The organism is Streptomyces adustus (assembly GCF_009377175.1).
GTDB lineage: Bacteria > Actinomycetota > Actinomycetes > Streptomycetales > Streptomycetaceae > Streptomyces > Streptomyces adustus.
The window spans coordinates 58,598-71,177 of record NZ_VJZD01000014.1; the positions used below are offsets into that span (position 1 = coordinate 58,598).

The window sequence follows — 12,580 nt, forward strand, 5'->3', positions numbered from 1 at the left end:
GCCACCATCGGAACCTCGTCGGCCGTCGGCCGCAGGACGCGCCCCGGCCGACGGCCGGCTGACGTGTCCTCAGGCGGTGGTCGGGGCGGTCCCCCGCGGCCGGGGACGCAGGACGGACCCGCGGCGCAGTGGCTCAGGCGCGCAGAGCGCCACCACCGCGACGGCCACCACCAGCAGCCCCGCCCACCGCCCGTGCGCGTCCGCCCAGCGCTGGTCGCCCACCGCCACCAGCAGCGCCCACCGCTGCGGCAGCAGCAGCGTCGGCACGGTCACCGCGACGGCCGTCAGACCGGCCGCGACGGCGGCGCCCGGCCGGGTCCCGTCCGTGCACCGGACGGCGGCCGAGGCCCCGGCCAGCGCGAGCGCGGCGGTCGCGGCCGCCTCCAGGGTGACCGCGCCGACCGGGGGCCGCGCCTGCCCCGGCACGAGCAGCAGCGCGGCCGTCCAGCACAGCGCGGCGACGGGCACGGCCAGCGCCAGCCGCAGGGCGCCGCGCAGCGGTCGGCGCACCGGCACCGGCGCGGTGGTGTGCCGGGCCGGGTCGTCGAACAGGAACGCAAGGCCCAGCGCGAGGCAGAGCCCGGCGGCCCGCAGCAGGTTCAGGCACAGCCAGGGATCGGGGGCGCCGGACAGCAGCCGGGGCAGCCCGGCGAGCAGCAGTCCGAGACCACCGGCCGCCGCGAGGGCGGGCCGGGGCAGGGTGCGCCAGAGCGGGCGGAGCAGGGCGCGGATCACGGCGTACGGCTTCGGCCGTCGCTCACTGGTCACAGGTCTCACCGTTGTCCTCCCCCGTCGTGGGTGCCTTCACGCCCAGCAGCTGTGCCACCCGCGCGAGCGGTGTCCGCGGGGAGGTCAGCTCCGTCCAGTGGGCCTTCACCTTGGCGATGACGCCGTAGCGCGGCTGCCTCAGCAGCTGCCGGACGACATCGGTCTGCCCGGCGGTCATGGCGACGGAGGCGACGGGCGTCAGCGCGATCGCGTCTCCCTCGACGCTGTCGTCGAGGCGGGCGCCGCGCAGCCGGGCCAGCGGGTCGGGCTCCGCGCCCAGCGCGAGCCACATGATCGTCACCACCCGGGCGTCGCACACCTCGCTGCCGGCCCGCTCGTCGCCCGCCACCAGGACGGAGGCGACCCCGACCGCGAACTGGACGTTCCGGTCGCCACCCCACTCGGTGCCCGCGCTGACCTGGCCGGGCCCGGTGAGCGGGGCGATCGCGGCGTCGCCCTCCGGCCCGTAGCGGGCTTCCACCCGCTGCCGTACGGTCAGCCGCGTGCCGCCCGCAGCACCGCCCGCGAGGCGGCGCACCCGGTCGGCCGCGGCGGCCCAGTCGGCGGTGCGGCCGGTCCACTCGGGGAAGGCGCAGTACGTCGAGGTGCCGTGGACGCTGCACGACTGGACGCGTTCCGGGTGCACGGAGGCTTCGGCGCGGGCGGCCTTCAGGGCGGCCGAGTCGCCCGGGGCCTGCCCGACGGCCCCCGTGACGGTGACGGCCAGGGCGAGGGCGGTCACCGCCAGGGCCGTACGGGTGCGGGCGCCGCTCAGCAGCACCGCGCCGCAGGCCACGAGGATGATCAGCCCCGTCAGGTACAGCGCGTGCCAGGCGGCCGGACGGCCGAGCAGGTCGGACGGGAGGGGCCCGGCGCCGGCCTCGGTGACGGCGGGCAGCAGCCAGCGCGCCCCGTGCGAGCCGTCCAGGTTCACGGCGGCGAGGACGAGCAGGACGTAGCCGCCGATCACCACGAGCGGGGCGGCGAAGAACGACGGGATCAGCCGGGCGAGCAGGACGCCGGCGACACCGGCCAGGAGGACGCAGAGCGGGCCGACGGCCAGTTCGAAGAACGAGCCGTGGCCGCTCGCGCCGGGCTTCAGCGCGGCCCAGGTGAACTCGACGGCCACGACCAGCGCGGTGAGCGCCGCGTACGGCACCACGGACAGGACGTGCGCGACCGTACGCCGCCAGGGCTCCATGGGCAGGATGCCGTCGTGCCGGTCCGTGCCGTTGCGGCGGGAGCGCACCGCGGCCCGGTTGACGCAGACCAGCAGGGCGATGCCGAGCAGCACCGGCCCGGTCTGGGTGCCCCGGTCGACGTCCTGGAGGACCGGGTAGGCGCCCATGCCGTCGCCTTCCGAGTACAACTGCCAGGCGGTGTAGCCGATATAGAGGAGCAGGAAGGAGAACACCGGGACGAACCGGAGGAGTTCGCGGGCCTCGAAGCGGGCGAGCGCGAGCACGGCCGCGGCCCGCCGGGGAGCCGGGGCTGCGGGCCCGTCGGCCGTGGCGGCCCTCTCCACGACCTCGATGGCGCTCATGCGGCCACCTCCGCCGACGCGTCGTCGAGGGTGAGCAGGTAGCCGTCCTCCAGGGTCGGTTCGAGGAGGTCGGCGCCCTCGGGCGGGTCGCCGACGTTGCGGAAGGTGCCGAGGCCGGTGCGCCAGCCCGCCCGTGCCGCGGGATCCCGCTCGGCACTGCTCCACACCCGGCCCGCGGCCTGTGCGGTGAGCTCGGCGGGGGTGCCCTCGAAGCGGAGGCGGCCCTGGGCCATGACGATCACCCGGTGGCAGAGCATCGCCACGTCCTCGGTCTGGTGGGTGGAGAGCAGCACCGTGCGGCCCTCGCCCGCCTGGGCGATCAGCTCCCGGAACCGCATCCGCTGCTCGGGGTCCAGGCCGACGGTCGGCTCGTCGAGGACGAGAAAGCCGGGGTCGCCGACGAGGGCGGCGGCGAGCGCGACCCGCTGGCGCATCCCGCCGGACAGCCGCTTGATGCGCCGGCCGCGCACCTCGGACAGGTCGACGGCGTCGAGTATCCGCCGCACCTCGCGGTGCCGGGCGCCGCGGTCCGTCATCTCCTTGAGGATCGCCACGTAGTCGACGAACTCGAAGGCGGTGAAGTCCGGGTGGAATCCCGGGTTCTGCGGGAGGTAGCCCAGGGCGCGGCGGACGTTCTGCCGTCCGGCCGTGGTGCTCGGGTCGTGTCCGAGGACGCTGAAGGCGCCCCGGTCGGGGGGCACGGCGGTGGCGAGGACCCGCAGCAGGGTGGTCTTGCCCGCCCCGTTCGGTCCGAGCAGCCCGGTCACTCCTTCGGTCAGCCGCAGGGTCACCTCGTCGAGGGCGGCGGTGCCGCCGTAGCGGAGGGTCAGCCCGGAGGCTGAGACGGTGACGGTCATGGGGCACTCCTGTGCGTGGCGTGGGTGGCGCCGGTCGCGTCGAAAGCGTCGACGGCGTCGGTGAAGGGAGCGAGGGGGCGGCCGTACGCGGTCACCCGGCGCCTCCCTGCCGGAAGTCGGTGAACCGCACGGTCGAGGTGTCGAACCGGTCGCGGACGAGGTAGAGCAGCCCGGCACCGAGTGCCGCGACCGCGCCCGCCACGCCCTGCCCGGCAGCGGTGAACGGCGCGAGCGTCCCGTCGCCCGACGCGTCCGCCGTGAGGAGCAGACCGATCCAGGCGCCGCCGACCAGGACGGGCGCGACGACCGGACCCAGCCTGGGCGTCAGCGCCAGTCCGGTCGCGGTCAGCGCGAGCGCGGGCAGCAGCCAGGCCAGCGCGCGCAGCCCGTAGTCGGGGAGCGCGAGGGTCGCGAGGCCGTTGAGGCCGAGGCCCACCGTCAGCACGGCGACCGTGCGGATCAGCAGCAGCCGGAAGCCGTGCAGCGGGGAGACGACGCCCATCTCGTACGTGGGGTCGAGGACGGGCCCGTACGACAGCGCCACCCCGGCGAGCGGCAGCAGCGGTGCCAGGGCGAGGAACAGCGTGGGCGACCGTCCGGGCGAGACGGTGGCGGTGGCCTGCACCGTCATGAGCAGGACCGCGGCGACCGCCGCGAGCCAGGAGCGGCGCAGCACGGGTGTGGCGGTGAGCAGCCGGGCCGTGTGGTCGGCGACGCCGACCCGTACCATCAGCGACTCGACGAACCCACGCCGTGGCGCGTCGAGTTCCGCGTCGAGCCGTTCCCAGCCGGCGTCCAGCGCGACGGGATCGGCGAGCCGCGCGAGCAGGGCCCGGCAGTCGGCGCAGGCCGCCAGATGGGTGTCGGCGGACCACAGTCGCGGCGCCGTCAACTCGCCCGCCGTGTAGGCCCGGAGATCGTCCTCGGGCACATGCCAGGTGGTACTCATGCCAGCGCCTCCCGCAGTTGCTTGCGGGCGCGCAGGGCCCGCGTCTTGACCGTGCCGGGCGGTATGCCGAGCAGTACGGCCGCCTCCCGGGTGGTGAGCCCGTCGACGACCGTCGCCTGGAGGACGGCCCGCAGCTCGGGCGAGAGCCTCAGCAGGGCCCCGGCGAGGTCCCCGTGCTCCACCCCCGCGAGCACGCGTTCCTCCGCCGAGGCCTCGTCCCGGTGCCGCAGCCGCGCCAGCGCCTGCCGCAGCCGCCCCCGTGCCCCGTCGCCGCGCAGCACGTCGATCAGCCGTCGTGACCCGATGCGCCACAGCCAGCCGGCCACGTCGCCGTCCTCGCGGTAGCGGGCGGTCCCCCGCCACACCGCGAGAAACGTCTCCTGCACGACGTCGTCGACGATCCCGGCGTCGGCGCACCGGCTGCGCAGCCGCGCGCTCAGCCAGGGCGCGAAGCGCCGGTACAGCTCCTCGAAGGCGCGCCGGTCGGCGTCCGCCGCGACGGCGCGCAGCAACTCCCCGTCGCTTCTCGTCTCGCTCACGTCTCCTCATCGGACGAGCCCCGCCGATCGGTTCACGCCCCGGCCCCGACTTTTCCGATCGTCCTGGAACCCATTCACTGCTTAATCAGTGAAATAGTGGTGAATCGGATGGCCGAACACCGGTTCAGCACCGGTGTCCGGCACCGGACCGGCACTGAACCGGCCGTCCGGCGGCTCCGTACCTGCCCCCGGGAGGGGGGAGTAGCGTACGAAGCCGACGGCTCCCGGCGGAGAGAGCACGCGCACCCCGCGATGGACGCCCGGGGGCCGTACCGCGATATCCCGCACGCCATGTCCCCGTAACCGTTGGTTCAGACTGACTTGCGACGCTCGGCCAATGAACCCAGTCGCGCCCGAGGGCTCGCCACCCCATGAGGGCGATGCCGACGCGCTCCCGCTCGGACGCCTCGACGCGCCTGTCTACCTGCTGGCGCGAAAGAATGGGTCCATGAGCCAGCCAAACGCCCAGGCACAGGTCCAGCACCCGCAGCCCTCCGTGGGCTCCATAGCCGCGCACCGTCCGCACACCGTGTCGGCCGCGGTCTCCGACCTGGAACCCGACATCGACGCCGATCTCGACGCCTACGAGGAGTCGCCGTACGAGGGTCCCCAGCTGCCGCAGGGTCGATTCCTCGACCGGGAGCGCAGCTGGCTGGCCTTCAACGAGCGGGTCCTCGAACTCGCCGAGGACCCCAACACGCCCCTGCTCGAACGCGCCAACTTCCTGGCGATCTTCGCCAGCAACCTGGACGAGTTCTTCATGGTCCGGGTGGCCGGTCTGAAGCGCCGGATCGCCACCGGGGTCGCCACCCGCTCCGCCTCCGGCCTCCAGCCCCGCGAGGTGCTGGAGATGATCTGGGCCCGCTCCCGCGAACTCATGGCCCGGCACGCCGCCTGCTACCACGAGGACGTCGCCCCCGCGCTCGCGGAGGAGGGCATCCACCTGGTCCGCTGGAACGAGCTGACGGAGAAGGAGCAGGCGCGCCTCTTCACGCTCTTCCGCCACCAGATCTTCCCGGTGCTGACCCCCCTCGCGGTCGACCCGGCGCACCCGTTCCCGTACATCTCCGGCCTGTCGCTGAACCTGGCCGTCGTCGTACGCAACCCGGTCAGCGGGCACAAGCACTTCGCCCGCGTCAAGGTGCCGCCGCTGCTGTCCCGCTTCCTGGAGAGCTCCCCCGGCCGGTACGTCCCCATCGAGGACGTCATCGCCGCCCATCTGGAGGAGCTGTTCCCGGGCATGGAGGTGCTGGAGAGCCACGCCTTCCGGCTCACCCGCAACGAGGACCTGGAGGTCGAGGAGGACGACACCGAGAACCTCCTCCAGGCCCTGGAGAAGGAGCTCATGCGGCGCCGCTTCGGGCCGCCGGTGCGCCTGGAGGTCGAGGAGTCCATCGACCGCGAGGTGCTCGACCTGCTGGTGCGCGAGCTGAAGATCAGCGAGGCGGAGGTGTACCCGCTGCCGGGTCCGCTGGACCTCACCGGTCTCTTCCGCATCCACGGCCTCGACCGGCCCGAGCTGAAGTACCCCAAGTTCATCGCCGGCACCCACCGCGACCTGGCGGAGGTCGAGTCCGCCTCGGCCCCCGACATCTTCGCGGCACTGCGCAGCCGCGACGTGCTCCTGCACCACCCGTACGACTCCTTCTCCACCTCCGTCCAGGCCTTCCTGGAGCAGGCCGCGGCCGACCCCGACGTCCTCGCCATCAAGCAGACCCTGTACCGGACCTCCGGCGACTCGCCGATCGTCGACGCGCTCATCGACGCCGCCGAGTCCGGCAAGCAGGTCCTCGTCCTGGTCGAGATCAAGGCCCGCTTCGACGAGCACGCCAACATCAAGTGGGCGCGCAAGCTGGAGGAGGCCGGCTGCCACGTCGTGTACGGCCTCGTCGGCCTCAAGACCCACTGCAAGCTGTCCCTGGTGGTCCGTCAGGAGGGCGAGACGCTCCGCCGCTACAGCCACGTGGGCACCGGCAACTACCACCCGAAGACGGCCCGCCTCTACGAGGACCTGGGCCTGCTGACGGCCGACCCGCAGGTCGGCGCCGACCTGTCCGACCTGTTCAACCGTCTCTCCGGCTACTCCCGCCGGGAGACCTACCGCCGCCTGCTGGTCGCCCCCAAGTCCCTGCGGGACGGGCTGATCGCGCGCATCAACAAGGAAGTCCAGCACCACCGTGCCGGACGGCCCGCCCATGTCCGCATCAAGGTCAACTCGATGGTGGACGAAGCGATCATCGACGCGTGCTACCGCGCCTCCCAGGCGGGCGTGCCGGTCGACATCTGGGTGCGGGGCATCTGCGCGGTGCGGCCGGGCGTCACCGGCCTGTCGGAGAACATACGGGTGCGCTCCATCCTCGGCCGATTCCTCGAACACTCCCGGGTGTTCGGCTTCGGCAACGGCGGCGAGCCCGAGGTGTGGATCGGCAGCGCCGACATGATGCACCGCAACCTCGACCGCCGCATCGAGGCCCTGGTCCGGGTCACCGACCCGGCCCACCGCGCGTCCCTCAACCGGTTGCTGGAGACCGGTATGTCCGACTCCACCTCGTCCTGGCACCTGGGCCCGGACGGCGAGTGGACCCGGCATGCGACCGACGCGGACGGACAGCCCCTGCGCAACGTCCAGGAGATGCTCATAGACGCCCGGAGGCGCCGGCGTGGCACAGCAACACCTTGACCCGACGGACCCCACGGCCGAGCCGGTGAAGGGTGACGCCCTCGCGCGTTACCTCCGGTCCCAGGCCACGGAGTTCCTCCGCGCCCTGCGCCTGCACCGGGAGACCGGTGGCACGGCGGGGGGCGCGGGGGGGTCCGCCGAAGCGGCCCTGGCCCTGCGCCGGTCCGCCCGCCGCATCAGCGGCAGCCTGCACACCTACCGTCCGCTGCTGGACAGCGCCTGGTCGGAGGAGATCCGCCCCGAACTGGCCTGGCTGTCCGGCACCTTGGCGCTTGAACACGCCTGCGAGGCACGGCTGGACCGGCTGCTGCTGGCGCTGCACCGGCTGTCGGGCGCGACGCCCCTGCCGACCCAGTCGACGCCGGCCACGGCACCGGGCGCCGCCGGCCCGGCCGTGCCGCCGCCGACGGGGGAACGCGGCAACCTCACCGTGGGCGCGGCGAAGGCGGGCGCCCTGCTCGAACGGCAGTTGACGCTGGCCCGGACCCGGGCCCACTCCACCGCCCTCCAGGCGCTCGGCTCGTCCCGCTTCCACGCCGTCGCGGACAAGCTCGCCGTGCTCGCCAGCGACGTCCCGCTCACCCCGGCCGCCGTCGGCACGGACCTGCGTCCGCTGACCGACGCGGCCCGTGAGCGCCTCACCGACGCCGTCGCCGCCCTGCCCCTGGTCACCGCGGGCCACCCCTACAACGCGGAGGCCCTGGTCCACGGCCTCTCCCCGGACCCCGCCCCGCACGCCCAGGACGCCCCCTGGCATCAGGTACGCCTGCTGCTGCGCCTGTACCGCTACGCCCGCGAGGTGCCGACCCCGGACGGCGACGACTCCCCGCTGCACCTGTGCGTACCGGCGGCGGGCCGGGCCCTCAACCGGCACCGCGACGCCTCCGAGGCGGCCGCGGCCGCCGCCCAGGCGGCCCGTACGCCCCGCATCGCGCCGGCGACGGCGTACGCGCTGGGCGTGCTCCACGCCGACCAGCGCCACGAGGTGGAGGCGGCCAGGTTCGCCTTCCAGCAGGCCTGGCAGAAACAGACCGTCGGTACGTCCTGATCCGCTGGGAGGCTGAACCCCGGTGACCGAAACGAACGACACCACCGTCCAAGCGGCCGGCTGCGTCCTGTGGCGCCGCTCCCCCTACGACGGGCAGCTGGAGCTCTGCCTGGTCCACCGCCCGAAGTACGACGACTGGTCCCACCCCAAGGGCAAGCTGAAGCGCGGCGAGGACGCCCTCGCCGGCGCGCTGCGCGAGGTGGCCGAGGAGACCGGGTACACCGCCGAGCCCGGCGCCCGGCTGCCGACCCTGCACTACCTCGCCAACGGCCGTCCGAAGCAGGTCTGTTACTGGGCCGCCCAGGCCGTCGCGGGCGCGTTCGCCCCGAACGACGAGGTGGACCGGGTCCTGTGGCTCTCCCCGCTCGCGGCCCGCAACCGGCTCACCCAGCCCCGCGACCGAACCCTGGTCGACGACCTGCTCTCGGCCGTACGGCGCCCCTGAACCTTCACCACCGGCCGCCTCGCCGACCTGCTACAGGCCGCACGCCACCCTGAACCTTCACCACCGGCCGCCTGGCGGGCCGCGCTTCGCCCGCAACACCGACCGGCTCAGCCGCCGGACAGATGTGTCTCCGCGTCCGTGCGGGCCTGGCTCCGGGCCCGGCGGGCCGGTCCCCGCCAGCCGCAGACACAGCGGGCCAGACAGAACGGCCCCTGCTCGACCGTGGTCGTCGTGTGTTGTTCCGGTTGTTCCCGGACGCGGTCCGGCCCCTCCTGCTGCGCCACGCCTGTCAGGGTACCGAGCCGTCGGTAAAGGGCTCGTATCGCGCTCCCCGCTGACACGCCACGCGCGTGACCGGCGTCGCCTGCCCGTCGTTAGCCGAGACGACAGGGGCCCGTGACGGACGTACCGGCTGGGAGTGGGCAGGCGATGACGGCAAGGCAGCGGTGGCACGGCCGGACGGCGGGCACGACCGCCGTGGCGGGACTCGTCGCCTGGGTCTGCGTCGGGGCCACCGGCTGCTCCTGGAGCGGCGCCGCCGCCGAGGACGCGCGAGGCGCGGGCGATCCCGTCGAGACCCTGCGGCACGCCGCCGACCGGCTGATGGACGCGGGCAGTTCGCAGGCCCGTACGTCCATGGAGATGGCGACCGGCGGCACCCGGGTCACCATCCGGGCCGAGGGCGTCTACGACTACCGCAGGCAGCTGGGCCGGCTGAAGGTGATGCTGCCGCAGGACCCCTCCGGGCAGAGCGAGCACCGGCCCATCACCGAACTCCTCGCGCCGGGCGCCCTGTTCATGAAGAACCGGGGCGCGGGGGTGCCGGACGACAAGTGGGTCCGGGTGGACACGGCCGGACTGTCGGACGGGAACCTGGTGACCGGCGGCGCCACCGACCCGTACGCGGCCGCCGAGGTGCTGCGCGGGACGCGGGCGGCGACGTATCTGGGCCGGACCGAGGTGGCCGGGACCAGCGTGCGGCACTATCGCGGCACCGCCGACCTCGGCGACGCGGCGCGGCGCGCCTCGGCCGGGGGCCGGGCCGCGCTGCGGGCGGCGGCGACCGGGTTCGCCACGCCCGAGGTGCCCTTCGACGTCTACCTCGACGACCAGGGGCGCATCCGCAAGATCCGGCAACGGTTCAGCTTCGTCAACGGACGGCAGCGGGACGCCGTGGCGGTCGCGTCGACGGCGCTGCTCTACGGCTTCGGCGCCCCCGTGGAGGTACGGCTGCCGGCCGCCGGGGACATTTACGCGGGCAAGATCGCCGAGGAGTGAGGCGCGAGGACTAGCCCGTCCGTGCCATGCGCGGTGCGTAGGGCGCTCCCTACTCTAGGAAGTAGGTGACGACACAAGTGAGGTGACGCGCGTGGCTCCGCTCGGCGGTACGACAGTTCAGGACCACGTGGCCCTCGCCGAGATCGAACTGTGCGGCGAGCTGATCATCGCGGCCTCGGCCGCCGGCGAGGACCGGCTCAGCCTGGAGAGCATCGACGAGGTGCTGCGGGTGGCGGAGGAGCGGACCACCTGCGGCTGAGCGCCGAGCGCACGCGCCGCCTCGCACCCGCCGCCGCCCCTCAGGTCCGCAGCAGCCGGCCGATCGCCTTCGTCGCCTCGTCCACCTTGGCGTCGATCTCCGCACCGCCCTTGACGGCCGCGTCGGCGACGCAGTGGCGCAGGTGCTCCTCCAGGAGTTGCAGGGCGAAGGACTGCAAGGCCTTGGTGGAGGCGGACACCTGCGTGAGTATGTCGATGCAGTAGACGTCCTCGTCGACCATGCGCTGAAGGCCGCGGATCTGGCCCTCGATCCTGCGCAGCCGCTTGAGGTGCTCGTCCTTCTGCTTGTGGTATCCGTGCACGGCCGCCCCGGATGCGGCGGCTTCGGAGGGCGCCGTGGCGCCGGCCTCGGTGGTCGTCATGGCGTCCTCCTGCTGACTGATACCCCTGGTGGGTATATGGTAACGAACTTTGCTGGGTATAGGGCCCTTGCCCATGGCCGCCGGCGGCCCCTGTGCTGATCGCTCTGTCCGATGGGCGACACTGGGGGGCGGCCCATTAGCCGTGGCCGGATGATGCGCCTAGCATCAACCTGACCGAATCGATGCATCCCGAGGACCCCACGTGCGCTTTCGTCTGACCCCCAGGGAGACGAGCTTCTACGACATGTTCGCCGCGTCCGCGGACAACATCGTCACGGGCTCGAAACTCCTGATGGAACTGCTCGGGGCGGACGCTTCCGGCCGAGCCGAGATCGCAGAGCGGATGCGGGCCGCGGAACACGCCGGTGACGACGCCACCCATGCGATCTTCCACCAGTTGAACTCCTCCTTCATCACGCCCTTCGACCGCGAGGACATCTACACCCTCGCCTCGTCCCTCGACGACATCATGGACTTCATGGAGGAGGCCGTCGACCTGGTCGTCCTCTACAACGTGGAGGACCTGCCCAAGGGCGTCGAACAGCAGATCGAGGTACTGGCACGGGCCGCGGACCTGACCGCGGAGGCCATGCCGAACCTGCGCACCATGCAGAACCTCACCGAGTACTGGATCGAGGTCAACCGCCTCGAGAACCAGGCCGACCAGATCCACCGCAAGCTGCTGGCCCACCTCTTCAACGGCAAGTACGACGCGATCGAGGTGCTCAAGCTGAAGCAGATCGTGGACGTCCTGGAGGAAGCGGCGGACGCGTTCGAGCACGTCGCCAACACCGTGGAGACCATCGCGGTCAAGGAGTCCTGACCTCTCCATGGACACCTTCGCACTGGTCGTGACCATCGGGGTCGCGCTCTTCTTCACGTACACCAACGGCTTCCACGACTCAGCCAACGCGATCGCGACGTCCGTCTCCACCCGGGCGCTGACCCCTCGGGCGGCGCTCGCCATGGCCGCGGTCATGAACCTCGCCGGCGCCTTCCTGGGCAGCGGGGTCGCCAAGACCGTCAGTGAGGGCATCATCCAGACGCCCGAGGGCTCGCACGGGATGGCCATCCTGTTCGCGGCCCTCGTCGGCGCGATCACCTGGAACCTGATCACCTGGTACTTCGGCCTGCCCTCGTCCTCCTCCCACGCCCTGTTCGGCGGGATGGTGGGCGCGGCGCTCGCGGGTGGCACGACCGTCTACTGGAACGGGGTGCTCGACAAGATCGTCATCCCGATGTTCCTGTCGCCGATCGTGGGTCTGCTCGCCGGTTACCTGGTCATGACCGCGATCCTGTGGATCTTCCGCAAGGCCAACCCGCACAAGGCCAAGCGCGGCTTCCGGATCGCGCAGACCGTCTCGGCGGCGGGCATGGCGCTCGGCCACGGCCTCCAGGACGCCCAGAAGACGATGGGCGTCGTGGTGATGGCCCTGGTCATCGCGGGCGTCGAGGACTACAGCGACCCGATCCCGGTCTGGGTCAAGCTGGTCTGCGCGATCATGCTGTCGCTGGGCACGTACGCCGGCGGCTGGCGCATCATGCGCACCCTCGGCCGCAAGATCATCGAGCTGGATCCCCCGCAGGGCTTCGCCGCGGAGACGACCGGCGCGTCGATCATGTTCACCACGGCGTTCCTGTTCAAGGCGCCGATCTCCACGACCCATGTCATCACCTCGGCGATCATGGGCGTCGGCGCGACGAAGCGCGTGAACGCGGTGCGCTGGGGTGTCGCCAAGAACATCGTCCTGGGCTGGTTCATCACCATGCCGGCGGCGGGGATCGTGGCGGCGGGCGGCTTCTGGGTCGTCAATCTCGCGTTTCTGTAAACC

Annotated in this window: 14 protein-coding genes; 7 read left to right on the top strand and 7 right to left on the bottom strand. The window is 72.8% G+C overall.

Annotated elements, in window-relative coordinates; translation table 11 throughout:
• Window positions 1-69 precede the first annotated feature (69 nt).
• The 5 genes from FNH09_RS05765 to FNH09_RS05785 form a co-directional block, all read right to left on the bottom strand.
• Window positions 70-768, bottom strand: coding sequence for an ABC transporter (locus FNH09_RS05765; protein WP_338017484.1), 699 nt, complete (start codon window positions 766-768; stop codon window positions 70-72).
• Window positions 758-2,311, bottom strand: a complete 1,554-nt coding sequence (locus FNH09_RS05770; RefSeq protein WP_152885637.1) for an ABC transporter permease — start codon at window positions 2,309-2,311, stop codon at window positions 758-760. Before FNH09_RS05770 ends, FNH09_RS05765 begins: the two co-directional genes overlap by 11 nt.
• The gene (locus FNH09_RS05775; protein WP_152885638.1) at window positions 2,308-3,168 is read right to left on the bottom strand and encodes an ABC transporter ATP-binding protein; all 861 of its coding nucleotides are present in this window, start codon (window positions 3,166-3,168) and stop codon (window positions 2,308-2,310) included. Before FNH09_RS05775 ends, FNH09_RS05770 begins: the two co-directional genes overlap by 4 nt.
• A gap of 91 nt (window positions 3,169-3,259) precedes the next feature.
• On the bottom strand, window positions 3,260-4,117 hold the full coding sequence (locus FNH09_RS05780) for an anti-sigma factor family protein (protein ID WP_152885639.1): 858 nt from the start codon (window positions 4,115-4,117) through the stop codon (window positions 3,260-3,262).
• The gene (locus FNH09_RS05785) at window positions 4,114-4,656 is read right to left on the bottom strand and encodes a sigma-70 family RNA polymerase sigma factor (RefSeq protein ID WP_162468163.1); all 543 of its coding nucleotides are present in this window, start codon (window positions 4,654-4,656) and stop codon (window positions 4,114-4,116) included. The genes FNH09_RS05780 and FNH09_RS05785 overlap by 4 nt, the downstream gene beginning before the upstream one ends.
• 448 nt (window positions 4,657-5,104) lie before the next feature.
• On the opposite strand from FNH09_RS05785, the gene FNH09_RS05790 reads away from it, so the two are divergent.
• The 3 genes from FNH09_RS05790 to FNH09_RS05800 are packed head-to-tail and all read left to right on the top strand — an operon-like array spanning window position 5,105 to window position 8,829.
• Entirely contained in the window at window positions 5,105-7,336 is a 2,232-nt protein-coding gene (locus tag FNH09_RS05790) for an RNA degradosome polyphosphate kinase (RefSeq protein WP_152885640.1), read from the top strand.
• Complete coding sequence (locus FNH09_RS05795; RefSeq protein WP_162468164.1) at window positions 7,317-8,384, top strand: CHAD domain-containing protein; 1,068 nt, start codon at window positions 7,317-7,319, stop codon at window positions 8,382-8,384. The genes FNH09_RS05790 and FNH09_RS05795 overlap by 20 nt, the downstream gene beginning before the upstream one ends.
• Before the next feature lie 22 nt (window positions 8,385-8,406).
• On the top strand, window positions 8,407-8,829 hold the full coding sequence (locus tag FNH09_RS05800; protein ID WP_162468165.1) for an NUDIX domain-containing protein: 423 nt from the start codon (window positions 8,407-8,409) through the stop codon (window positions 8,827-8,829).
• A gap of 107 nt (window positions 8,830-8,936) precedes the next feature.
• Here FNH09_RS05800 and FNH09_RS47550 read toward each other — a convergent pair whose 3' ends face one another.
• Window positions 8,937-9,122 carry a hypothetical protein gene (locus FNH09_RS47550; RefSeq protein ID WP_152885661.1) on the bottom strand — a complete coding sequence of 62 codons (186 nt, stop codon included), beginning with the start codon at window positions 9,120-9,122 and terminating at the stop codon, window positions 8,937-8,939.
• A 136-nt stretch (window positions 9,123-9,258) separates the two neighbouring features.
• Between FNH09_RS47550 and FNH09_RS05810 the strand changes: the two genes are divergently transcribed.
• Both FNH09_RS05810 and FNH09_RS46605 read left to right on the top strand, forming a co-directional pair.
• Window positions 9,259-10,107, top strand: coding sequence for an SCO4651 family lipoprotein (locus FNH09_RS05810; RefSeq protein ID WP_152885641.1), 849 nt, complete (start codon window positions 9,259-9,261; stop codon window positions 10,105-10,107).
• A gap of 82 nt (window positions 10,108-10,189) precedes the next feature.
• The gene (locus tag FNH09_RS46605; protein ID WP_156110800.1) at window positions 10,190-10,366 is read left to right on the top strand and encodes a hypothetical protein; all 177 of its coding nucleotides are present in this window, start codon (window positions 10,190-10,192) and stop codon (window positions 10,364-10,366) included.
• A 40-nt stretch (window positions 10,367-10,406) separates the two neighbouring features.
• Here the strand turns inward: FNH09_RS46605 and FNH09_RS05815 are convergent, their stop codons facing one another.
• Window positions 10,407-10,748, bottom strand: a complete 342-nt coding sequence (locus FNH09_RS05815) for a metal-sensitive transcriptional regulator (RefSeq protein ID WP_152885642.1) — start codon at window positions 10,746-10,748, stop codon at window positions 10,407-10,409.
• A gap of 202 nt (window positions 10,749-10,950) precedes the next feature.
• On the opposite strand from FNH09_RS05815, the gene FNH09_RS05820 reads away from it, so the two are divergent.
• Window positions 10,951-11,571, top strand: a complete 621-nt coding sequence (locus FNH09_RS05820) for a DUF47 family protein (protein WP_162468166.1) — start codon at window positions 10,951-10,953, stop codon at window positions 11,569-11,571.
• Between the two features lie 7 nt (window positions 11,572-11,578).
• A complete protein-coding gene (locus FNH09_RS05825; RefSeq protein ID WP_152885643.1) occupies window positions 11,579-12,577 on the top strand; it encodes an inorganic phosphate transporter in 999 nt (332 codons plus the stop codon).
• The last annotated feature ends 3 nt before the right edge of the window (window positions 12,578-12,580 follow it).